This window comes from Mycoplasma elephantis ATCC 51980 (genome assembly GCF_000687815.1).
Taxonomy (GTDB): Bacteria; Bacillota_I; Bacilli_A; order Mycoplasmatales; family Metamycoplasmataceae; genus Mycoplasma_H; species Mycoplasma_H elephantis.
In genome coordinates this window covers 69,871-95,818 of record NZ_JHXU01000002.1, presented here as the reverse complement: position 1 = coordinate 95,818, position 25,948 = coordinate 69,871, and the positions used below count along the sequence as shown (strand labels likewise).

Sequence of the window (25,948 nt, the reverse complement as noted above, 5' to 3'; positions counted from 1 at the left end):
CTTCATTTATCATTCTATCACATTTGATATTCTCAAATTTATTAAAAACTTGATTAATTTCTTTTTTGGTGGCTTTTTCAGTTTTTATCAATGTTATTTTTTCAATTTTTTTCATAATTTCTATTACCTCATTAATAAAATGTCAAAAAAATCGTGATTTCTAGTAAAAAAATAAAAAAATATGAAAAAAATAAGATTTATCCTATTTTTTAGTAGAATTATTATTTTAAAAAACACAATTAAATAATCAAACTAATACTTATAATTCACTAAAAAATAATCCTCATTTCAATAAAAAAATAATATATACTATGGTTACATTAACATAAAAAATATTTTTATTAGTGAATGACATAGAAAAGGATATATATATGGATCATGATAACAAAAGTTGGTGAGAAGAATGATGTGATATGGATTTTAAGGAAAAATTTTATACAATTGCATATGCGCTTACAGCTATTCTTGGTTGTTGTGGTATTGTCTGGTTGGCTTTTAAACTCATTCCAATTTTAATGTGATTATTATTTGGTTAGGATATGGAGAGTAGTGAAAGATAATAAAAATTCAAAATAAAAATAAAGAAATTACACAAGTTTAATCATTTTAAAATATCAAAATTATTTTTTCAATAATAAAAAATTAAATAATAAATTACTTTTATTATTTTAAAAATGAAAAAAGGATTGATTTTTTATCAATCCTTTTATTTACATATGGCGGGGGTTGTAGGAATCGAACCCACGCAAACAGGTTTGGAATCTGTAGCACTACCATTATACTAAACCCCCAATTATTGTATTACCATTATATATTAATTGATGCAAATTTAGCTATTGTATAAATTTTTAAATATTGTTTTTATTAAAATGAATATTGTTAAAAACAAATACAAAAAATTAATTTTATTATTAAAAATGATTCATCTTCAATAACTATGCTATAAATGATATTTTTTCTATTATATAAGTGAATTAAAATAATAAGAATTTATTTTTAATTATTTTGATTGTGAAACATTTTTATACATATAATTACTATATTTATATATATATATATATATATGTTATATTAAAGATAATTAATCTTTATAGGCAAAAATATGAATGAAATACTTATAATAAATTGTTTAAATAATGATGAAGAAGTTGACTTAAATCAACAATGTTCTATTCCCGATTTAAAAACTACCAGTAATGATTATAAAAAAAATATATCACTGAAATCAATAATAGAACCAATTTTACAAAGAGCATATAATAACAAAAAAGATGATTGTAAAGAACTGTTAGAAAAAACATTGTACACATTTAAAAATTTAGATTTATTTAAAATTATATGCAATCAATCCTTGTCAAGTAATACAGTTGGTCAATATTTCGAAAAAAAGAAAGAATCGGGTAAGTTTGATATTTTAAATATATCTATTAGCGGAAAATATAAAGATAATAAAAAAATTGATGATACAGACCATAATACTGTAACACTTTTTTTCACATTTAAATATGATCGAAAAGATAAAAGAGGATTTTGATTTCAATTATCACGAATTGAATTTTTTGATTTAGAACCATTTGACTCAATTTCTAATAATTTATTCAAAGAAATAAAATTTATTAAACAAACCGAAAAAAATGATTCAATTTTAAGAATTTTAGATAAATTAAGACCCATATTGCAAAATAAAGATTTAAATGATGAAAATATTCAATTTGATAAATACTTAAATTTTTTATATTTATTTTTACATGACAATGATAGATCAGAGAAAGAAATTAGTAAAAAAATTTTCAATCTAGATATAAATATATTTGATGAAAAAAAAGAAATTAAAAGCGGTCCAAATTTATTAGATGAACCCAATTATGAATTGAAATTACCTGAATGATATAACCTAGTTTTAATTTCCAAAAACGAACTTGAAATCAAAGAAAAAATTAACCCAAACATTTATGGTCCTGATTGGGATGAAGATGATTCTAGAAAAATATTTATTATCATAAATGAAGAATTTAATATTAAAAATACTTTACATTTGTGACAAGAAAAAATTAATAATCATAAAAATAAAAAAAATGAATTAACAAACAAAAACTTAGAATTAACTAAGAAAATTGAGATTCAAGAAAAAGAAAATGAAAAACTTAGCCAAAAAGCAGATTTAGAATTAGAAAAAAAAGATCTTTATTTACGCTCACTAAAAGAAAAAATTTCTATAAATAAAAGCAAAATTGAAGAATTAAATGAATTCAAAGCACCATTAAATGCAAAAGATGTAAAAAAGAATAAAAGAAAAAAATTAATAGAAATAGAAAATATTAAAAAAGACAATAAAGATTTACAAATAAAAATTAATAATATTCAAGACGAATGCCAAAAAATTAAAGATCAATTAAATCATAAATTAAATCAAAATAATGAAATAATAGAAGAGGCAAATAGAAAAAAACAAGAAATAGAAGCTGATATAGAAAAAGAAGAAGACCAAATTAATACAATAGAAAAATTAAGTAAAAAACAAAAAGAATGATGAGATTTTTATAAAAAAGAAAAATATTATTTTTATTCTATTGAATTAAAAGAAGATTTAAGAAAAGAAAACAATAATACACCCAAAGAATTAAAATTGGAAAATTTATCATCATGATCTAGCCATTATGAAAAAGACTTTTTATATTGTTCATTATATAATCATGGTTTATATCTTAAAATGAAACGTTATTTCTATGCAATATTGAATGCTAAAAAGGGATATGTAAGAAATCCTTATATGATAAAATCACTTATTCATCCGGGTTCAATTAAAAATAAAAAAGAAATTGATATTAGTATAGAAAATAAATGAAAACTGAACCAGGAACAAATTAATGCAGTTAAAGGAATTATTTCTACAGATGATACATACTATTTGCAAGGCCCGCCTGGTACAGGTAAAACTCAAACAATTTGTGCTGTTGTAGATTACTATATAAAAAACAACAATAATGTGTTAATTACTTCATCTACTCATGAGGCAATAATTAATTGTTTAGAACGTTATGATGAAACAAATAAAAATAATCCCAATATAATAATTTATAAAAAATCAAAAAATGATGACAATAATAAATATAGCCTTGACAATCTTTATACAAATTTCACAGAAAAAATAAAAAATAATTTATTCAATTTAACTAATGAAAAAGGTAAAGAACTTGTTGATAAAGCAACATTTCAAAATATAATGAAATATCTCGAAAATAATATACATATTCAAAAAGATGAAATTTATTTTCATGAATGATCAAAAATTTATAATGAAGACATCATAAATAAATATATTGATAGTCAACAAACTATTGAAGATACTATATATAATGCAGAAAGATATATATCTAAAATAAGTGAATATGAAGACGAAGATATAGATATAAATTATAAAATTTCGGGCGTTAATATACAGAAAAATTATTGAATTTTGGAAAGACCAACTAACAAAAAAGAATTATTAAATAATTGAGATATTTTGTTAAATAAAGAAGAAAAAGAAAAATATCAAGATTTAATAATAAATATTTTAGAAAAAGAAAAAATTATTTTTCTTTCAGAAAATGATTTATACGATTATTTGTTACAAAAAACTAAACAAAAATCAAAAAACGAAATAGATGAATTAGCAAAAAATTACTTTAAAAATCAACAAGAAAATTTAAATAATGAATATCAAAATGAATGTAAAAATGAATTTATAGATTATGTTAATAGTAGAAGTTTAATAAATTTATTAGGTTTCACAACTACAGCTAACACAAAAATCACAATAGGAGAAGAAGAACGCGATATTTGATTTGAATATCCTATTGACATTACCATAATGGATCAAGTTTCTAAAACATGCACTCCAGAGATTATTTCTAGAATGATTATTTCTCATAAATTTATTATGTGTGGAGATTACAAACAATTGCAGCCAATATCTGATTTTGAAAAAGATAAAGAAGTTTTGAAAGAACTATATCACAACCAAATAGACATTCGAGGTTTGCTAACAATGTTTCAAATGGAAGAAAGCAATTCAGATGAAGAAAATGAGAAGCAATTTTCTGATATTGTTGATGGACTATTTAGCAATCCAATATTTAAAAACAAAATAAAACAAATACAAACAAGACACTCATCATACGGAGAAAAAATTTATTCCTTTTTAAAAATACAATATAGATTTAATAAGTCAATAAATGATCTTGTTAATAATTTTTATGATTCGGTTGAAAAATTAGAAGTAGGTAGAGAGCAAAAAGAATTTGAAAAAATATCATTTTTAAAGAATGACGAAAAAATATATTTAATTGATACTTCAAAAATTCCCGATTCATATAAAAGAATAATCAATGAAGAAATTAAATATAGTGAAACAGATGCATTTGATCAAACTGAATTAGTAACAAATGTTCCAAAATTTGATGAATATAAAAATGACAAACTTAATAGAGGCTTACTTAACCAATACAATGCAATAATTACTACAAAAATTATTGAAAATTTATTAGAAGAAAATGATGCTAAAAAATTAATTGGTAAAATCGGAATTATTTGATTAACATCTAAGCAAAAATCTATTACAAGACATCTTGTTTTATCTAATAAAAGATTTAAGGATTTAAAAATTAAAGTCGATACTATAGATAACTTTCAAGGAAGGGAAAAAGAAATAATTATTGTTGATTTTGTGCGAGCTAAATACAAATTACAAAATAAAAATATTAATATACAAAAAAAGAGCGCGAGAAATTTAGATTTTTTAATTGAAGAAGAAAGAATTAATGTTGCCGCATCTAGAACAAAAAATATTTTATTTTTGGTTGGTGCATTTGAATATTATTTGGAAGAAAAAGAGAAATTTCGTGGAAAAGAACTATTAATCAAATATATTAATATGATAAAACAAGGATTAATAGGTTCAAAAGAAATTGAAGGAGAAGAAATTTATGAGAAAAACTGATAAATTACCAATTCCTTATAAAAAAATATATTTAAAATACTATAAAACTAAACCAATACCAATTGAAGAATTAGATTTTTATATTTTATTTGTCTTATATAAAAATTTAGATGATCCCGATAAAGATTTTATAAAATTATTAAATGAAAAACTTAACTTGAAAAAATTGTTTTTAGATTTTTTATATAAAAGAATAATAAGACTTCACGAAATGAAGTATATTGAAATTAATAATCAAGATTTTGTTAAAAAAGACGCAAAGGATAATCAATTTAACTTAATGATTGGTGAAATTACATTGCACAAATATATCAAAAAACAATTTGATAATGCTAACCCCATAGCTTTCGAAGAAAAAACAACGCAACATACAATAAATATTTATAAACCTTTTGTTAATGGTTTGTTGATTGAAAAAAATATCGATGCTAAAGAAATAGAAATAGAATCAATTGAAAAAAACGTATTTTGAAATTCCGATAAAGAGATGAGCCAAGACATTATTTCTATGATAAAAAATAGATATTTAGAAGAAATTCAAGAAGAAAATAATAAAGATAAAAATGTTGTTATTAAAGAAGTTGAATTTTTAAATGCTGAATTAAAGTTTATTAATTATGAAATTAATTATAGTATTGAAATGCATGATTCAAAAGAACAATTGGCAATATTAGCCACTGATGAAAATACTTTAAAAATTTTTAATAAAATAGAACAAGATGAAAAATATAAATATTTAATTTCATTTATGAAATCAAATATTTTTAATAAAAAATATGAAGAATTTATTAATAAATTACCGATTTCTAATTCCAAAGTATATGGCGATATCAATCCTTTAGAATTAATAGAAATGTATGATGATCTAATAAATAAAAAAGAGTTATTAGATGAATTTGGATTACAAAAATTAACATTGCTAAACAATACATTATTTCATTTATGTAAAAAAACAGTTAAACAAATTTCCATAAATAATTATGAAAGAGATGAAAAATTTGAAATTATTATTTTAGAAAAATTGAATGAAAAAGATGAAGAACAATATTTTAATCTTATTTATGAAGATATTATAAATAATGTTAAAAAAGTTTCATTAGATAAAGTTGGTGAAAAATATAAGATTTTAAAAAAAATAAATAATTTTAAAATATTAAAATATGTTAACTCAAAATTGATTCAAAACATTAATGAATCAAAAGATTATTTAGAATACTTAAAATTAATTTCCTTGTTGCGTTCATACAAAATATTTCCTGAAAATGAAATAATCAATTCAATTGATTCTAAACGATATTTCGAATTATTTAAATTTTCTGAATTGAATAGCGATGAATTAAAAACAATAAATTATAAATTATTGGAAAAAGAAGTTCGAAACAAAGAAATTATTAAAATTGTTTTAAATAATTTACATTATATTGAACTATTAGGAAATAGTAGTTTTAAAAAAATTACAAAGATGTTTGATTTTAAAATCAATGAACAAACAGAGAAATATTTTTCTAAAACTGATTTTTGAGAAAAATTTATTGACATTAAAGATCAAATTAACAATTTAAACAACAAAATAAAGAAAATTAATACTAATTCTAATTTAGAAAATGAATCAAAAAAATATAATGATTTAAATTTAGAATATCAAAAATTTAATAAAGAATATAAAAAATTTTATGACGATTTATTATGATTTAAAATACAAGAATTTAACGATTTAAAGAAAAATTTTGATAGTTTTTGTTTTATTACTGAAGAAAATTTAATAAAAGAAATTATATTTAGGTCAACCAAAATTTCTAGGTCAATAGAAGATTGATATGAAAAACATCCACATATTAAAGATAAAAAACAAGATGATCGTGATTTATATACAAAAATAAACAATCTGCAAATTTCTAAAAATGAAAAGACCATATTGCATAACTTTCGAGAATTTAGAAATTTAATACAGCATTTAAATAATAAAACAAATAATTTAGAATCAAAAGACTTAAATAAATTATGGGAAAAATTCAATGAAACACTTGAATATGATGAAAAAATTAAAACAATTATAAATAAAAAAGATAATAAAATGAGCCATTCAGTAAGAATTCAGTTAAGTTTGGAAAACAAAAATGAAATCGAAAATATTTGTGAAGACTATATTAAAAAATAAAAAATATAAATACTACAAATAATTTGGGTCTTGCAAAATTTATTAATAAAAAAATTGATCAAATTCTCGAAATAAAAAGTTTGAAAGATCAAGGTTTCTTTTTGAGTGAAAATGTTAATCAAAATTATGAAAGAGAAAAATATAAAGACAGTATTATCAAAAAATTAAGCAATTTTGTTTCTAGCATAAATAATGCAGAAATTTTTGATGCTTTTGATTTTGAAACAAAAAAAATTGATTTAGATAGTTGAATTTCTCAATATGGATTGGTATCTATAGAGGCAATTAAATTATTAAAAGAAAATAATGAAATTATAACTGATGAATCTATTTCAAAAACTGTTGATAAAATAATTAATGAAAATGCAAATAAAGAAATAATTGAACAAAATAGAAAAAAACATGAAAAATTAATTGATGAAATTTTTCAAGGAGAATCAAAAATAAAATTTTCATTGAAGAAATTAAATAATTCGCTAATATCTCATGTAGAATTAGTTGATTTTAATACTTTTTTAAATGCGAAACAATATGCATACAAAAAAATGCTTCATTTAGAAGTGATTTTATTAAATGGTCTTAAAAAAATTCGTAATTATTATCTTGACCCAAACAATAAATACGAAAAACGTTTGAATGAAAACAATGAATTAGAATTTATTTATCATTTTAAAAATAATTTAAATGAAACATTTGATTTAAAAATTACTGAAGATTTACACATGGATTATAAAATAGGAGATTACAAAGATCATTGTTGCGAACAAACAAGTGAAAAATTATGACAGTATTTAAAAAATAATAACATTAGTATCATATCTAAAAATATAATAAGACAATTTGCAAATGCTAAACCACTTTATAAGAGCATTAGCAAAATTCATAAAAAGGAGATAAAATAATGTCTTTTAAGCAAACTATATATGATCAATTAAAAGTTAAAATCAATGCTAAAAATATTTTAGTATTAACTGGCAATACTCAAGATTTTATTTATCCAAATTTACTTGACATAAAGTTAAAAAGCTATGATGAACTAGGCAAAATTTTAAATATTTCTGAGTATTTATCTTTATTTCTTGATAATGAAAATTACACTAACATAAGTTATTTTTCACCGTTTTGTTCAAATCCAGAAATTAAAAAAGGAACTTTTTTATTTTCTGATGAAAATTCAGAAGATAAAACCGATGAATTCAACAACATCTTGCAAAATATTTCATTAAATGAATTTGTTGATAAAATCGAAGAAAAATATCGTGCTTTTTTAGATAACCCCAGTTTATTAAGAACATCTAAAGATGCTTATATATTAGATTTTTCTGATTTTATTTTGAGTGAAAAAAATCAAGAAACAACATTTAATCAAATTGCTAGATTAATAGGTATGTTTACTAATCATTATAATCAAAGGGCAACTTATTTTTTAGAATCAAAATTTAAATTAGTTTTTATTGTTAAAAATAAAGAAATTTTTTCATCATTGCCATTAAAAAATAATGCAGAAGTACAATTTATAAATATCCCATACCCAGATAAAAAAGAACGCGAATTTCTATTTTCAAAATATCTCACAATAATTCAAAAAAACATAAATAACTTTACTGAAAATAGTGAGTTTTTTGATTCTGCTGTTTCAATTACTGATGGATTATCTTATAGAGAAATATTGCAATATATAAAAGTTTTAAGTAATATAAGAGATGGAAGCATTAAAGATTTTAAACAACTTTTTAGATTAATTAATTTTAATAAACAAGAATCAGAATGAGAAAAGATTGGCTTTGAAAAATTAAATAGTTTAGAAAAAAAACTTTAAAAAAAGGGTTCAAGGACAAGATGAGGCAATTGCAATAATTAAGAAAAATTTAATTAGAGCATTTGCTGGTTTGCAAGGCATTACACAATCCACAGAATATCAAAATAGCAAACCTCGTGGTGTTTTATTTTTAGCGGGTCCAACTGGTGTTGGAAAAACAGAAATTGTTAAAACTTTAAGTGAATTTATTTTCGGAGATGAAAAAAAGATAATTAGATTTGATATGTCAGAATATAATCATGAAGAATCTGACCAAAAGTTGATAGGTTCGGCTCATGGTTGTGTTGGGTATGAAGCCGGTGGTCAATTAACTAATGCTGTTTTAGAAAAACCATTTTCAATATTATTGTTTGATGAAATTGAAAAAGCAAATCCTAAAATTTTAGATAAATTTTTACAAATTTTAGAAGATGGAAGATTAACATCATCAAAAGGAGAATTAGTTGATTTTTCTGAAACATTTATTGTTTTTACTTCAAATATAGGAGCTGAGAATATGATTCAAGATAGTTCAAAATCAGAAATAAGAAAACATTATAAAAAAGCTGTAATAGAATTTTTTAATAAAAAATTAGGTCGTCCTGAAATACTTAATAGAATTGGCATAAAAAATATAATTCCATTTAACCCTATTTCAAAGGATGACTCGGAAATTTGTATTAATATTTTGCAAAATAAAATATCAAAAATATTAAATACATTACGCGATAAAAAGAAATTAAATATACAAGCATCCGAACAAACCAATCTTAAATTATTTGAAAAAATAATAGATTCATTTAATCCATCATTAGGTGGTAGAGGATTGATTTTAGAACTTGAAACATTATTTATAGATCCGCTATCTGAGTTTTTATTTGAAATAACGAACAAATTTCTCAAATTCTTTATAAAAAAGATCAAATAATTAATATTAAATATTCAATCAAAAATGAGAAAAAAGATATATTTTTTTCTCTTGAATAAAATGAATATTTGTTCTTAAAACAATGAAATAAAAAATATTTTATTATTGTTTGCTTAAATTAAGTTTTTAATAGCAAGTATAGTTATCAAAAAGTTAATTTTTAATATATAAATATACAAAAAACAGATTGGAAATAAAATGTTAAAAATAGCTATAACGGTCCCTGGATGTTCTGGAAAAACGACTATTATGCATTCAAGTAAATTTTTAGATTTTATAAAGAAAAATAACTTTAAATTAATTGAAGAAAGAAATTATGATTCAGAAAACTGATATATTAAAATGCTAAATGGTCAATTAAGACCTTTTGAGTCAGAAGTAAATTTTTTTAGAACACAAAAAGAAGATATTTGCAATTCTTTTAGTTGTAATCAAAACATTATTTTCGATAGGCATATGGTTGATACTTTTATTTATACATATGTACACAAATTAAATAATTTATATAATGATGAAGAAATAAAATTATGTGATAAATTAGAAAAAGACATGTTAGCTTTTTTAGAAAATAATAAATTAGATTTATTAATAATAATAACAGCAAGTAATTTTGAAAAAATTAAAAATAGACGAATTGAATCGGCAAAAAAAGAAGAAAGAAGAAAATTAGAAAATAAATTTATGGATATGTATCAGAAATTTTATGAACAATATGACAAAGAGAAATGAATAAAACACTTTAATAAATATGCAAAAAAAGTTTTATTCATTAACAATGATTTCGAAATAGAAGAATCAATAAATATTTTGATTAATGAAATAAATAACTTAATTAAAAAATAAATATTAATTAACATTGTTTTTAATGCAATTTAAATGTTAATGTCATCGATATCTATTCAAAATTCAAATAAAAAAGATTGATATTCTTGATGAAATTAATCCTAGATTTGATGTTATCAAGAAAATATTGAAATGCTTAAATCTTTTCATATTGAAAATATAAAAAAAAATAATAAGAAAAAATTTAAAAACAGAATTAATCTATTATATGTTTTGCTTGAACAAAAACGTAATTAATTGCAACATCTTGATATTCAGGAGGATAATTATATTTTCTTAAACATTCTTTTATTTTAACTCTCATTTTTGCCCTAGTGTTTCTTTTTAGAGTTCAATCGGTTGTTGTTTTTGCATACTCATCAACTACATCTTTTAATTCAATAGCTATTAGTTTTAATGTTTCATCATTTAATAGCTCTTGAACTTCGCTATTTTTTATAAGGGCATCATAAAATGCTCGTTCCCTTCCATTTAAACCAATTTTATTAGCTTCTTTTTCATCAGATAATATATCACTTGCAAATTTAACTAAGCCAGAAATCGTTATTTCTGGTAAAAAATCTATATTGCGATTATTGTATTGTTCAAGGATTTTTATAAGTTTTTTCGAATACTCTTGTGATAATAAATAATTATTTTTTCTAGATTCGACAATAGATTTTTCAAGTAATTTCTTCATAATTTCAATGAATACATTTGGTAGAAGTTTGTTTCTAAGTTTTTCAATATTTTCTTTACTTAATAAATCTATTATATTGGAATCAATATTTTTTTCTTCATTTAAAACTTTAACTTCATCACCCTTAATCGCATCTATTAATATTTTTTCGACATATTCATTCATATCTTTTGTTGATATAATGCTATTTTCATTTCTAAGTTTTAATATAAAACTTCTTATTGCTAAATAATACATTACATCATTTTTTTCTTCAGGTTTTAAGATTGAATTTGTAACAAAAAAAGATTGCTTAATAGCTAATGATAAATCGTTTATAAAAGGATTTTCTCTATTTTTCTTATCTTGCAAAATAAAGTGCGCACCTTCTTGAATTGCTTTAAATCTTTTTGAACTATCATTGTCGAAAAAAGTAGATCTGTCTATTTTTTCAAATCAAGAATTTAAAACATTAAGTTTATCTTTTAAAATTTTATAAATTTGATTTTTTATATTTTGTATGTTGTTTTCTTTATCTCTATATGTATAAGTCATTAAAGCAGAATTTAGTTCTTCATAAAATCCGAAATAATCAACAATTAATCCATATTTTTTCCCAGGGTAAACTCTATTAACACGAGCTATTGCTTGCATTAAATTATGTGATTTAAGTTTTTTGATGAAATACATAACATCTAGATCCGGTACATCAAAACCAGTAAGTCACATATCGCAAACTATTGCGATTTTGTATTTTGAATTATCTTTTTTAAACTCTTCACCTAGTTCATGTCTATAATTTGAGTCACCAAATATCTTTCTTTGTTTTTCGGTATCTTTGTTTGATTCAGTAACAACTAAGATTGTTGTATCCTTATATTGTGGATTAAGTCTAATAATTTCATTAAATAGTTTTAAAGCCATAATTCGTGTTTGGCACACAATCATTGCTTTACCATTTAAAAATCCTTTTCTTTGTTCATAATGATTTAAAATGTCAATAGCAAATAAATTAATTAGATCATCATCTTCTAATATAATTTTAAGTTTTGACATCTCTGCTTTAGATCTGTCGATAGAATTTTTATCAGCTTTTTCTAAAAATTCCAAAGCATTATAATATTTATCGATTTGTTTTAATTTTTCTTCATCAACACGTGCTTTAGCAAGTCTTGATTCATAACATAATGTAACTGTTGAACCATCAATAATTGATTGGGTCATATCATATATATCTATAATATCCCCAAATACTTCAGTTGTTTGGCGTTCTTTTGTTGATACTGGGGTTCCTGTAAATCCAATAAATGTTGCGTTAGGGAGTGCGTCTCTTATATATTTTTCTATTCCATATTTAAAAATAGCTTCCATTTCATTTGTTTCTTTATTAAATTCATAATGAGTAGTTTCATAAATCCCGTAATGACTACGATGTGCCTCATCTGTTATTACGACTATATTATTTCTTTCATTTTTAGGTAGATTTTTTTTATCAAATTTACCAATTGTTGTAATAATTATGCCACCTTGCTTTTTGTTATTTATTTTTTTAACTAAATCAATACGAGATGTTGCAAAGACAGGTTCGCATTTTAAATATTCCTTTGCACTAAAAAAAGTTTTGTATAATTGATTGTCTAAATCAACCCTATCAGTTAAAACAACAATAGTTGGGACGTTTAATGATTTGTCTTGTAAAAGTCTATGGGCTAGCATAATCATCGAAAATGATTTACCACTTCCTTGGGTATGTCAAATTATTCCCGCCTTACCATTGCCATCAGGTTTTTTAATTTTAATAATTGAATTTAATGCCTTTTTGACTCCAAAATATTGATGATATTGGGCCATTATTTTATTTAGTTTTTGATTTTTATCATTGATAAAAAATATGTTATTTTTAATAACATCAAGTAATCTAGATTTTTCAAATAAACCATTAATTAAAACATTAATTTTATCGACATAATCATCATCATATCCTTTTTCCCCGTTAACACTTTTTCATTCATTAAATCTATTAAATTTTGATGTTATTGTGCCAACCTTACTACAAACACCATTTGATATAACTAGAAAAGTATTATAGTTAAATAATGTAGGAATATCATATCTATAACCATCATTTTCAGAATCGCTGCCTAATTGCTCATATGCTGATTCTAATGTAGCGTTTTTGTTATCTTCATTAATAGTTTTTAATTCCATAACAATAAGTGGTATGCCATTAATATAAATAACTACATCTGGAATTCTTTTTCTTTTGCCTTCATTAAATTCTATTTGATGAACAATTTCAAAAGTATTGTTGTTTACATTATCAAAATCAATGATTTTTATTAAAGGGTTTATTTTAAATTCTTTAGAATCGATAGTTATACCATCAACTAACATTTTATGAAATTTATAATTACGTTCAAATAAAGAAAGAGAATTAATTCTTGTAATTTTGTTTATAACATCTTGTATTATATTGTCGTTTTTTATATTATTGATTTTAATTAATGATCCTTTTAATTTATTTACATTAATAAATTCATCGAGTTTTCTATTTAAAAATCATTCATCATCTTTATTAATTAATTTATAATTTTTGTTTTGTAATAATGAAATTATTGTTTCTTCAATATTTTTTTCATTAATGATCATATTATCCTCATTTTATTTATGTTTAATAATATAACTTGAAGTTAGTGATTTATCCAAATTATTTAAATATTAAATTTTTCTTAGTTTGCAATATAGCGTAATGATAAATATAGCAATTTTTATTTATTTTAAATTCTATTTCTTTATTTTTATTATTAAATATAATTAAATTATATCTTATATATAAAAGATATTTATAAACAATGTTTAATGATTTTTATTAAAATAAAATAAATTTACTAAATTAGTAATAAATTAAAGGTATTTTTCTCATGATTTAATAAATCCAATAATTTAAATTAATTATTTAAAATATTTTTCGTATATCTATAAAAATTTCGAGTCGTTTTGCGGCCCTAATTTTTTAAATTTTATAAATATGTCCAATTATAAGTAAATTAAAATTTTAGTGAAAATCCCTAATAGAAATTAAATAAATTCATATTCTTATTTTTGATTAGATACATTATATATGTTGTTTGTTTTAAAATATTAATTTGAGTATTAATATTTAAATTTTATTAACTAGATTAATTGTGTTTAATAGAATTAAAAATTAACATTTAGTAATCTATTAACTTTTAGATAGTTAACACTATAGGAACAGTTGATGATTTGATTGAAAAAAATATCAAAATTATTGATAAAATAAAAGAATTTAGAAAAATATTTTTTAAAAATTATTCTAATAGTTTTATAAAAATTGATGATTTATTAAATCATATTGATTTACAAAATAGTTGACAACCTCCTAAAAAGTTTCATGTTCATGAGCATAAACATGGCTATATTCGTTTTATTCAAAATAGAGATTATGATAATAATAATCACATAACATACATTCCCGTTTCAAAAAGAAATAGCATATGTCAAAAAGATGATATTATGATTGATAAATATGGTGAGGCAGGAAAAATTAGATACGGATTATTTGGAGCATATAATGTTGCTCTTTCTAAAATTTGTGTTAAAGATAAATTCAAAAAAGAATATATACGAGATTTCTTGATACAAGAAAATATAGAAAAATTATTGTTTTTATCTTCTCGAGCATCAACAAGGTCATCATTAAATATATCATGTTTTAAAGGAATAAAAATTCCGCTATTATCTGAAAACGAATTTGAAAAATATGAATTATTTATGAGCAAATTATTAATTTATGAATTAATGATAAAAGATAAAAATAAAAAATTACATTTAATAAAACAAACATTATTAAATAAATATTTTTAAGAAATGTGATACCTCTTTTATTTGGAGGTATCAAATGAAAAATTTTAAAACATATTTATTTCATCAGAATTTATCAAAAAACACAATTAATTCTTATCAAACGGCACTAGACATTTATAAAAAAGATTTCGATGAAATTAATAAACAAAATTTATTAGCTTTTAAAGCTATTTTAGTAGATAAATATAAAGGCAAAACTGTTAATTTGAGAATTCAAGGTATTAATAAATATCTTGAATTTATCGGAAAAGAAAAGTTAAAGCTAAAATTTATAAAAATACAGCAAAGAAGTTTTCTCGAAAATATTATTAGTGATGTAGATTATGAATTTTGTAAAAATAAACTTCTAAAAGATAAAAATTATGAATGATATTATGTAGTTAGATTTTTGGGCGCCACTGGTGCTCGTGTATCAGAATTAATTCAATTTAAATATGAACATTTAAAAAGAGGATTTATTGATTTATATTGTAAATCAGGGAAAATTAGACGTATATTTATTCCGAAAAAACTTAGAATTAAAGCAATTGAATTTTATAATTCCATCGAAAGAACTGAAGGGTATTTATTCCTAAATAAAGACAAGAAGCAAATAACAACAAGAGGTATTTCTCATCAATTAAAAGTATTAAGTAAAAAATATAAAATGAATATAAAAGTTATATATCCACATTCTTTTAGACATAGATTTGCTAAAAATTTTTTAGAAAAAAGAAAAGATATAGCTTTGCTAGCAGATTTGATGGGACATGAATCAATTGAAACTACAAGGATCTATCTTAGGAAAACAAGTGAAGAACAACAAGAAATTGTTGATGAAATAATTGATTGATAATATTAAAAATATTTATTTAATAAATTATTTTTTATCTTATTTAATAAGATAATTTTTTTCTTATTTTGTAATATAAAATAAAAATATTTATTTAGTTCCTCTTTTTCTAATTCGCTAATATTAGCATAAATAAGATAATTTATTGATTTTGAAGCATGTAAAATAGTTGTTCCTTGAGAATAATTATTAATAACTGATTGATTAAAATCACTGTTTATTTCAAAAAACACTAATCCTTTATTTTTTCGATCACATTTTAAATTATAAATACCAGATGAGAAAGCGCCATATAAACCAAAATTATTTCTACCAGGGGCACCATCAAAGGCGACTAATATATCATCTAATGATGCCATTTTATTACTATCATTTTCATTTATAAAAATATTGTTTTGATTTAGTAAATCGCCAACTCTTAAATAAGGAACCAAATCTATTCCGGCAATTTCAATATATCTTGAAGATCCAACCTCAAAACCTTTTTCAAACTTTACTATGTTTGATAATGATTTTGAGGTATATTTATTGTTATAATTATTAATTTTAATTATCCCTAATTTACTCAAAATATCATTTTGTTTTTGATAATTTTCAATCAAATCATCAACTGTTCCTATAGTGTTAACTATGTGTTGTTGTTCGGATAAATTGTGAATTGTTACATCCATGCTTTTCAAATCTGTTTTATTAAATTTTGGTACGGCACTACCAGCAATTAATGATGTAAGTTTTTTATATCCGTATTCTGAATATAATAAATAATACAAATATTTATTGATTGCTTTCTCGTTAGATCTGATTAAAATAGCGTTTGGACCTAAAGTCATAGGAATACACAAATTTGGACATTGAAAAACCGTTCCCGCAGCACCAACATTGGAAACTATAATGTCATTATTTTCAAGTCGAGATTTTGATAAAAAATAATAAGATTTTTCATTCACATAAATAGCATTATCTAATGAATATTTATTGTTTTCATCAGTCAATCGTATCACTCTTGCATAACCTTCTTTTTTATCTACATATTTAGCTTTTTTTCTCAAATCTGCAAAACTGCCATTTGAAGTATAATCAGTAATAACTGATGTGATTTCTGATAGTTTCATAAATGTATATGGAAAAATTAAAAAAGTATATATTGTCGGCAATAACCGGATTAGATGCAATAAAAAAAGCGTCTATTGTCAACTATAAAACAAATTTAAGATGTTTAAGAATTGGTGATATCTCGCAAAACAAAAAAATCTTTGAGTGAGGATATACAAATGCCTTATTTGACAAAGTAAAACAATTCTTAATAAAAAAAGATGATATTTTTATAGCCAGAACAGGAACGTCTATTGGTTGTTCTTTTTTCGCGGATAAAAATTTAAACTCTGTATTTAATAATGGAATCATTAGGTTGCGAACTAATAATGTATTAATTCCAAAATTCTTATTCTACTTTATTCAAACCAAAATATTTAAAGACTATATTTATAATATAGGTATTGCGAGTTCTACACAACCAAATATTAAAATTATTGATATATTAAATTATAATGTTAATGTTCCCGACTTACCAATTCAACAACACATAGTTAACACTATATTGTTATTTCATCTCTTCTTCTAAAATTTCTTTAACTTTTTCTTCTAGTTCCTTACCCTCCTTCATTAATTTAAATAATTCTGCAGAAGATTTTTTAAGTTCTTCTTTTATTTCTTCAGGTGATAACTTATTAGATTCATCTACCCCAACATATCTACCAGGATTTAAAGAATAATCTTTGGATCTTATTTCTTCTAAATCTGCTTTTTTGCAAAATCCCGGTTTGTTATCTAATTTATTGGATTTAAAGTCTTTATATATTTTAACGATTTTGTTAATATCTACTTCTTCCAATATTCTAATTTTTCTAGATATAAGTTTACCCAAAGAATCAGCATTTATAAATAAAATATCTGTGTTTGTTTTTTCTTTATTTAATATTCAGCATTGTACAGAAATACTAACATTAGAAAATAATTTATTAGGTAACGCTAATATAGCATCCACTTTACCGGATTCAACCATTGCTTTTCTAATTTTTAAATCATCTTTCGCATTAGAGGTAGTTGCTCCATTTGGCATAAGTATTGCCGCCCTACCTTGTTGTGATAATTTTGCATACATTAATGATAATCACGCATAATTAGCATTTTTTTCATCCGGCTTTCCAAATACTCATCTTGGATCACCTTCAAGAGAAGGTTTCCAAAACCCCCTTAAATTATAAGGTGGATTGGCGATAATAAAATCTGCCTTTAAATTTTTGTGTAAATCATCAATAAATGAATCACCATTTCTTTCGCCTAGATTACCTTCAAGACCTCTAATAGCTAAATTCATTTTAGCCATTTTTCATGTTCCAGGGTTTGATTCCTGACCATAAATTGATATATTATCAACATTTCCTTGATGTTCTTTAACAAATTTGGAACATTGTACAAACATACCGCCAGAACCACAACAAGGATCATACACACGACCTTTATATGGTTCTAAAATATTAACCATTAATTCAACAAGAGGTTTAGGTGTAAAAAATTCGCCACCTTTTGTTGGAATATGTTTAGCAAATTCACCAATGTAGTATTCATAAACTTGACCAAAAAAATCTCCATCTGCATCTTGCATATTCAAATTGTTTGTAAAAAAGTCAACTAATTCACCTAAAGTTGCTTTTTCTAAATCGCTTTTAGAATATGTTTTAGGTAATATTCCTTTTAATTGATTGTTATTTTTTTCAAGCAAAATAAAAGCATTATCTATTATTTGTCCAAGATTATTTTGTTTAGAATAAGAAGCGACACGATCTCATAATGCTTCTTTTGGTACTATAAAAACATGATCTGCAATATAATAATCATCATCTTTTTCTCTACCGTCCTTAAACTTGACTAGTTCATTATATTTAGATATATACTTATCATTAACATATTTTAAAAATACAAACCTAAGACAATATTTTTATAATCAACAGGATCACATTTATCTCTTAATTTTTCAGCAGCCTTTCACAATACATCTTCATCTATAATTTGCGACACATTATCTCCTTTTATTTTTTAATAATAATTATATTAATTATATGTTTAGTATAATAAACATAATCTATAAAATTTAATTGTTATTTTTTCTTTTTCTTAAAATAAATAAGATTGCTAATAGAATTCCAATAAATCCTAAAGAACCAAAAATTGATATCAATATAATTGCTTTATTATTGCTATTTTCTATAACTATACTATTATTATTCTCATTTTCTTTTTGTGTTTCAACTTTAGGAATTTGTTTTTCAACTTTAGGAATTTGTTCATAGATCCCAAAATTCTTAGCTGCAACATGTTTATCATTGGTAACAAAATCAAATAATTTTATGTATTTTGCTTCAATTGGATTATCAAAAATTATTTCCTTTGTTTTACTATCAATATCTCAATTTATTGTTTTATCTAATTGAATATAATTTAAACCATCAATTGAATAAGAAATTTTACAACTCGTAATTATTCCTGAACTTACATCATCCCTTGGTGTGTATGTTAATTTAGATATTTTTTTAGTTTTATCTAAAGCAAATAGAACATAAGGATTAGGAATAGACTTATCTCATTTTGTATGTCAAATACTGCTGTTTTCATTTTTAGCATTTTGAATAGAATCATTTGATTTTTCTAATTCTTGTGAATTAGTGCTAATTTTATATTCATTAGGTAATATCAAACTATAATTTGAATTTCTTAATCAAATATTAAATCCTTTTGAGGAAGCATGTCTATTATTTGGATTAGAAGTTTTAATTATTTCAATTTTTAGTTTTTTAATTATGGTATTTTGTTTAAAATAAAAATATTTATTTTTAAGATTTTTTTCTCAATTTATTAAACCATATTCGATCCAATTATCAGAGTTATCATTACAAATATAAACCTTAGCTTCCAAAATTACATGAACAATTTTGAATGGAATATATTCAATTTTACTGATATCAATTGCTTCATCAAATATTCAAGTAATAATTTTTTGTTCATTTTGAGAATTATAGTTAGTGTGTCATGCAGTTGTATTATCACCATCAAATAAATGTTTCATACTAAGATTTTCTTTTTTAGTTTCATCATTTGTAGCTTGACCTTTATATTTATTTGATGGTAAATAAATATCAGAAGTATGATATTTATTTTTATTAAGTTCATATTCTAAAATATTTGATTCTTTTTTATTATCATGAGCATGCTTTTTAACGAAAACATTTGTTTTAGAATTAACTCTTAGTTCGTTATCTATAAATGAATTTCATTTAATTTTATCAAGCGATCAAAGTAAATTATTTTTATCACCTGAAAGATTACCTTCATCCAAATTTATTTGATAATCATTTTGATTAATTGTTTGGCTTTGAATGTTTATATGATATGTGTGATTGCTTCCAATGATACCGACAGAAATATAATCGGCCCTATTTAACTCTTTAATTTCTTGATCGTTTAATTCGATGATCGAATCAAAAGTTTCTTTAAATGTTTGTTCACCATTTAAACTATATCTATATTTATTACTACTATTTTTATATATTTCATTAATAACAATTTTATTAGCGTTTTCACCAGAAAATGAAAAGGTAGCTAGTGTAAAATTATTGCCATTTAGTATTCCCCTTGCTTGTTCATTTGTGACTGATGCATGAATAAAATCACCATTATTTTTAACATTTTGATCAAATTCTAGATTCTCTTTTAATTTAGCATTTAGTTCTAGTTTTAAAATGGCATCATTTTCATTCTTTAAAATTTCTTTAATTAAATCATTGTAAACAAATGGATAATTTTTCAAATCATCTAAAAGTTTAAATCCTAATTGTTTTTTATCCTCAATAGTTTTAATTGTTCATTCTTTATATAGTTTTATTAATTCAATTCATGCGTTGTAGTTATATTTATTTTCTTTAAGAGCATTATTTAATAATTTTTCCCTTTTAGTGTATTCATTTTTAGTTGTCAATTTATATAATTCATTTCAAAAAAATGACTTTGTGTAGGATGTAAAATCTTTTTTTAAAACAGGATATGTTAAAGTTATGTAATTAACATTATAATAAGAAACATTTTTTGGCACTCAATTTAGAGGCATTCTTTCACCTTTTTCGGCAACTAATCAACTACCCACTTTATTATCTATTTTTCATGTTGGTATTCCATTACTTGATTGTGAAAAATTAAGATATGCGCCATGTCCTGGTTGCCCGACTACTGTTGAAGGATGTCCGGTACTTATTAACATTGAGGTACCATGTTTAGAAATACCGCCACACACTTGTCCAACTTCGACAGCGACTCAAAATCTAAATTTGCCATCGTTAGGAATATTAAACTTACTTAAGTTATATTTTTTATCCATTTCCGCAAATTTTTGTTTAGCTATTGGATCATTAGGATTATTTAAATTGTATTTTTGGAAAAATTTATGATGAGCACCAGAATCTGTGTAAGGCACATAATCATAACCACCAACTGAAAATTTTCCATCAAAACCACTTCTTCTTCTTGCGTAATAATTAAATCATTTAATTTCGGTATCAGAATATAAACCACCCAAAACTCATCTCATGTATTCAACTGGTAAATTATCAAAAACCATTTTATCTATTTTGCAATGATATTCATTGTTTTTTAATTGTAATTTGATTCTTTTTATATTTTTATTTATATACTCATTACCTTTTTTATTTTTCTCTTCATCTGGAATAGCTAATAATTCTTGTAAATAAGATTCCTGATCCTCTTTATCATTTTCATTTCTTAGTTCTTTAAACGTTTCATAACGCATATATTTATTTGAGGAATAATTATTCGATCCTCAATAATCTGGAAATCCATAACCATTTCTATTACTTGTGTGAGTTAGCGCGAGAGAAATTAACATTTTTTTATAAACTAGACTAGTTCTAACGTTAGAATCGGGATCAATAGAACTATCTATTAAGTCGTTTTTATATTGGTGATATAAATTAGCTAAATTTTCAAAAACTTTTTTTCATCCGTCTTTATTATCGTTGAATTCTAAATTTCCGCCTGTCATTAATAATTCTAATGTTTCATTATCATTAAATAATCATTTTCCACATTCTAAATAAGCCTCATTAAAATCTAGTAATTTTAATAAGTTTTCATAGCCAATATTTTGTATAAATAATAATTTATATAATTCATTTGAATTTTCTTTTGAATAATCTCCTATATTTTCTAAGTTTTTTAATTTATCAAAATAATAATTTGTATTTTTTATAAAATCAAATTTAGTTGATAACTTAGTTAAATTTGGAATAACAAAATCTTTATAATTTCCAAAAGAGTTGTTATATAAAAGTGGATAAATAAAATTAAAATGATTATAAGAATTTCTTTTGTTTGGGTTTGATAAAACCTCAATTTTTATAAATTTTTTATCTCTAATGTTTGTTGTAAAAAGTTTTGCCTCGTCTTGATTGGTATAAAACTTTGGATCATTTTCTATTAGTACTCAATTTGGATTATTTAAATCATTAGATGAGGAAGAATAGAATACTACTTTAGCACCAGTAGCAGATGTTTGTGAGGTATCTATTCCATAAAAAGTAGAAAAGTTATCATAATTATATTTTCTTAAATCAAAAATTAATGAGCACCCTGCATGTACACCTATACCCTTATCAAATCTATGAATTGCTCCATCAATTTTTAGTGATAATACACCCCCCTTGTATTGGGAATTTTTATACATTTTACCATTGTGATTTGCGGAATAAATTATTTCTTTGTCAAGAAAATTTATCACCTCCATCATTTCTGTTGCGTTTTTGTAATTTTTAGTTACATCATTATGACTTGTCGCAGACAAACATAATGGTGTAGTTATTAAAGGTAATATATTAATAAAAAATCTTTTTTTCATAATTAAATTTTAAATTATTTTATTGATTAAACTGATGATTTTATATATCTTATATATAAAAATTATTTTCTAAAAAGAAAATATTCATAAATATTTTTTGCATCTTGTTTTTTTAAAATTTTTTCTAATTCTTCAAGTGATGCATTTTTTATATTTTCAAATGTTTTAAAATAAGAAAGTAATAATTTTTGTTTTTCTTCATTTATGCCCTGTATTTCATCAAATGAGTTTGTAAAAAGATCTTTACGATTTGATTTATTTAAAATACTTTTGGCTCTTGCATCAACATTTTCTTGTATTCTTCTTAAATAATCGAGAGAAGATTGTTTTGATAAATAAATTTCATTATCATTAAAAATAATATGACTAGTCATATGTTTATCATTTTTAACTAATCCAATAACTGGAATATTTATTTTATACTTCGTTAAAACAACCTTTGTAGCTTTAATTTGTGGCTTCCCTCCGTCAACAAAAATTGCATTAATTTCAATACTTTTGAGCATATTTGATTCAAAAATCTTATTAATTGTTTGACGCATCAACTCAAAATCATCAATATTTTTGCTTTCTATTTTAAAATATCTATGCAAAGGTTTGTGCTCAATTCCGTTAGCATAAAAATTTACTGCACCTATTTTATTTTCTTGACCAGAGTGAGAAATATCAACAATTAAAAAATTTAATAATTTATTTAATTTTAAATCATCAGCAATATCCATAAGAATATTAATGGTCTGTTCTTTAGTATTTTTTAATGAATCAATATTAATGTTTAAGGAATTATTTAGATGTTCAATTATTTGCTTTAGTTCGCCCTTTTTGGGAAATATAAATTTTATATTTTTAATAAATATATTATTTTTTTCAATCGTTTCATCAAGAATAATATATTTTGGTTGTAAATGTTTATTATAAAATTGTATAAAAAATTGATTTATTGCATCTTCTAATCCAAATTCAGATTGACCATAATCAAATATTTGACCAATTTGCAAACCAGATCTGTAAAATATTCCTTGAACATAAAATTGATTATCTATTTTTTTGAAAACAAATGCATCAAAATCGTTTTGGTTATTAATTGTTAATATTTGCCTATTTTCAAAGTAATTTAAAGCATCCAGAACTTTTTTAATTTTTTTGGATTCTTCAAACATAAATTTTGAACAGTAATCGTTTTCTTTAATTATTAATTCATTCTTGAAATTTTTCATATTTTTTAAAATAGTTTTTATCATTTCAAATTTCTTGTTTCAAAATTCAATGTCTTTTCTTTTTATAAATAAACCATTTTCAGTACATGCTATAGACTCTAAAATTTTTGCTAAATTTTTAGCACCAAAACTAGGAACAAAAGGTCCTATTATTATTGTGTTATCATTATTTTTTTCATTCTTGTAAATTTTTGTAAAACCTATACCGTTTTCCTTTTTTGTAATTTTTAAATAAGGATATGAACGATCATCCATTAGTAAAATATTATATTTTGGTCTAATTTTTTTTATGTAATTTTTCTCCAATAATAAAGCATCGACTTCATTTTTGCAAACTATAAACTCAAAATTATAAATATTTTTAACCATTGATGAAGTTTTATAAGAATTAATTGTGCCTTTAAAATATTGCAACATTCTATTTTTTAAATTATTTGCTTTTCCAACATATATGACATTATCAAATTTGTCTTTTCATAAATAAATACCGGGTTTGTCCGGTACATTGTCTAATAGGGATATGTTAAAATTAGTTTTTGTAATCATTAAAAAAATTATACAATTCTATTCATCTTTATAAACATATACATAACCATCAATTTTTTTTATTTTACTAATTGTAAAAAACGCATTAGGGTCATATCTTCTTATTATTTCTAGTAAATCACCTGTATCTAAATACATGCATGTTGTTACAATGACTTTTTGAGATTGAAGATTATATCCGCCAATTGCGTAATAGATTGATATAGTATAAGGCTTTTTATTTTCAATAATATGTTTTCTAATTTCGTTAGCTTTTGTTGTGTAAATTTCAGCTCTCACTAAACTGTATTTAGGAAATAAATTATTAAGTAATGCACTAAAAAGCAAACACATAGAAATGGCGGCCAGCATGCATGGCGAAAATAATAAACTTATATCATATGGGGAAACATTATATTCCATTATGTTGTGTAATTTAATGTTTTCCGATACGGGAATATAACTTCCCACAATATAACCAATAATAAAAAATACCAAGTTACATATTGTTAATATTGTTCCAAAATCTTTATATTTGGTTTTGGCTATATAAACACCAATAAAGTCTGGGCCTCCCGTTGAACTATTAACTATAAGTAAGATAGTGCAATTGAGAGCAAAATATGCGCCTCAAATTAACATATATAGAAAAACAGAAAGTTGTTTATATGCATCTTGTCCATAAGTTCATGAGACAAAATTAAAACTTTCCATATAATTCGGGAGGTTCTCATTTAAGTGAGTAAATATAAAAAAGTTTTTAATGCCCGGAATTAGCGAAAAAGCAAAAGCAAAAACTGAATTAAATACTATATATACAACAGATTGAAAACTAAATTCCTTAGATATTTTTTTTCAACTAAATATAACAAGGGGTATATTAAATAAACAGTTTATCCCCCAAAAAAGCAATGTAAATATAAAATATGAAAAACTCTCCGAATATCCATCTTTCATTAATAAGAAATAAGCAAGTCTTCCTACTCCTTGTGAAATAGCTTCTAATCCTGGTATGTACATACCGGTGTTTTGTATTAATAAAACAGCAACTATAGCAGTAGTAAAACTAAGCAACAAAGTGACTAATGTCTTTTTTCAAAGCTTATCTAATTTATATATATTTTTAAAATAATATAGTTTATCTCTAAAAGCAATTCTTGTT

16 protein-coding genes and 1 tRNA gene are annotated in these 25,948 nt (G+C 22.7%); 9 read left to right on the top strand and 8 right to left on the bottom strand.

Features of this window, described 5'->3' with window-relative positions; genetic code table 4:
* Nucleotides 1-717: 717 nt before the first annotated feature.
* A tRNA-Trp gene (locus T380_RS0100900) sits at nucleotides 718-791 on the bottom strand.
* A 311-nt stretch (nucleotides 792-1,102) separates the two neighbouring features.
* On the opposite strand from T380_RS0100900, the gene T380_RS0100895 reads away from it, so the two are divergent.
* The 6 genes from T380_RS0100895 to T380_RS0100870 all read left to right on the top strand — a co-directional run bounded on the left by T380_RS0100895 (nucleotide 1,103) and on the right by T380_RS0100870 (nucleotide 10,708).
* Nucleotides 1,103-4,984 carry an AAA domain-containing protein gene (locus T380_RS0100895; RefSeq protein WP_027334081.1) on the top strand — a complete coding sequence of 1,294 codons (3,882 nt, stop codon included), beginning with the start codon at nucleotides 1,103-1,105 and terminating at the stop codon, nucleotides 4,982-4,984.
* The gene (locus T380_RS0100890) at nucleotides 4,968-7,139 is read left to right on the top strand and encodes a hypothetical protein (RefSeq protein ID WP_027334080.1); all 2,172 of its coding nucleotides are present in this window, start codon (nucleotides 4,968-4,970) and stop codon (nucleotides 7,137-7,139) included. The genes T380_RS0100895 and T380_RS0100890 overlap by 17 nt, the downstream gene beginning before the upstream one ends.
* 23 nt (nucleotides 7,140-7,162) lie before the next feature.
* Nucleotides 7,163-8,041 (top strand): hypothetical protein, encoded by an 879-nt coding sequence (locus tag T380_RS0100885; RefSeq protein WP_027334079.1) that lies wholly within the window; start codon nucleotides 7,163-7,165, stop codon nucleotides 8,039-8,041.
* Nucleotides 8,041-8,958: a hypothetical protein gene (locus T380_RS04225; protein WP_027334078.1), complete on the top strand. Its 918-nt coding sequence runs from the start codon at nucleotides 8,041-8,043 to the stop codon at nucleotides 8,956-8,958. Before T380_RS0100885 ends, T380_RS04225 begins: the two co-directional genes overlap by 1 nt.
* Nucleotides 8,959-9,028: 70 nt before the next feature.
* On the top strand, nucleotides 9,029-9,865 hold the full coding sequence (locus tag T380_RS03810; RefSeq protein ID WP_051599937.1) for an AAA family ATPase: 837 nt from the start codon (nucleotides 9,029-9,031) through the stop codon (nucleotides 9,863-9,865).
* 198 nt (nucleotides 9,866-10,063) lie between these two features.
* Nucleotides 10,064-10,708: a hypothetical protein gene (locus tag T380_RS0100870; RefSeq protein WP_027334077.1), complete on the top strand. Its 645-nt coding sequence runs from the start codon at nucleotides 10,064-10,066 to the stop codon at nucleotides 10,706-10,708.
* A gap of 196 nt (nucleotides 10,709-10,904) precedes the next feature.
* On the opposite strand, the gene T380_RS0100865 is transcribed toward T380_RS0100870, so the two are convergent.
* Nucleotides 10,905-14,015, bottom strand: a complete 3,111-nt coding sequence (locus tag T380_RS0100865) for a type I restriction endonuclease subunit R (protein ID WP_027334076.1) — start codon at nucleotides 14,013-14,015, stop codon at nucleotides 10,905-10,907.
* A gap of 615 nt (nucleotides 14,016-14,630) precedes the next feature.
* Between T380_RS0100865 and T380_RS04220 the strand changes: the two genes are divergently transcribed.
* Both T380_RS04220 and T380_RS0100855 read left to right on the top strand, forming a co-directional pair.
* Nucleotides 14,631-15,251, top strand: coding sequence for a restriction endonuclease subunit S (locus tag T380_RS04220; protein WP_051599935.1), 621 nt, complete (start codon nucleotides 14,631-14,633; stop codon nucleotides 15,249-15,251).
* Between the two features lie 34 nt (nucleotides 15,252-15,285).
* Complete coding sequence (locus T380_RS0100855) at nucleotides 15,286-16,086, top strand: tyrosine-type recombinase/integrase (protein ID WP_027334075.1); 801 nt, start codon at nucleotides 15,286-15,288, stop codon at nucleotides 16,084-16,086.
* A 2-nt stretch (nucleotides 16,087-16,088) separates the two neighbouring features.
* Here T380_RS0100855 and T380_RS04215 read toward each other — a convergent pair whose 3' ends face one another.
* Nucleotides 16,089-17,195 carry a restriction endonuclease subunit S gene (locus tag T380_RS04215; RefSeq protein WP_027334074.1) on the bottom strand — a complete coding sequence of 369 codons (1,107 nt, stop codon included), beginning with the start codon at nucleotides 17,193-17,195 and terminating at the stop codon, nucleotides 16,089-16,091.
* Nucleotides 17,196-17,203: 8 nt separating this feature from the next.
* On the opposite strand from T380_RS04215, the gene T380_RS0100845 reads away from it, so the two are divergent.
* Nucleotides 17,204-17,704 carry a restriction endonuclease subunit S gene (locus T380_RS0100845; RefSeq protein WP_027334073.1) on the top strand — a complete coding sequence of 167 codons (501 nt, stop codon included), beginning with the start codon at nucleotides 17,204-17,206 and terminating at the stop codon, nucleotides 17,702-17,704.
* Here the strand turns inward: T380_RS0100845 and T380_RS03795 are convergent.
* From T380_RS03795 to T380_RS0100825, 5 genes are all read right to left on the bottom strand, one after another.
* Nucleotides 17,684-18,865 carry an N-6 DNA methylase gene (locus T380_RS03795; RefSeq protein ID WP_051599933.1) on the bottom strand — a complete coding sequence of 394 codons (1,182 nt, stop codon included), beginning with the start codon at nucleotides 18,863-18,865 and terminating at the stop codon, nucleotides 17,684-17,686. The two genes, T380_RS0100845 and T380_RS03795, sit on opposite strands and share 21 nt — an antisense overlap.
* 188 nt (nucleotides 18,866-19,053) lie before the next feature.
* Nucleotides 19,054-19,161, bottom strand: coding sequence for a type I restriction-modification system subunit M N-terminal domain-containing protein (locus T380_RS04480; RefSeq protein ID WP_245594768.1), 108 nt, complete (start codon nucleotides 19,159-19,161; stop codon nucleotides 19,054-19,056).
* Between the two features lie 73 nt (nucleotides 19,162-19,234).
* Nucleotides 19,235-23,044: a discoidin domain-containing protein gene (locus T380_RS0100835; RefSeq protein ID WP_027334072.1), complete on the bottom strand. Its 3,810-nt coding sequence runs from the start codon at nucleotides 23,042-23,044 to the stop codon at nucleotides 19,235-19,237.
* A 62-nt stretch (nucleotides 23,045-23,106) separates the two neighbouring features.
* Complete coding sequence (locus T380_RS0100830) at nucleotides 23,107-24,807, bottom strand: GIY-YIG nuclease family protein (RefSeq protein ID WP_027334071.1); 1,701 nt, start codon at nucleotides 24,805-24,807, stop codon at nucleotides 23,107-23,109.
* An 18-nt stretch (nucleotides 24,808-24,825) separates the two neighbouring features.
* On the bottom strand, nucleotides 24,826-25,863 hold the full coding sequence (locus T380_RS0100825) for a DUF2179 domain-containing protein (RefSeq protein ID WP_084259794.1): 1,038 nt from the start codon (nucleotides 25,861-25,863) through the stop codon (nucleotides 24,826-24,828).
* Nucleotides 25,864-25,948: the final 85 nt, after the last annotated feature.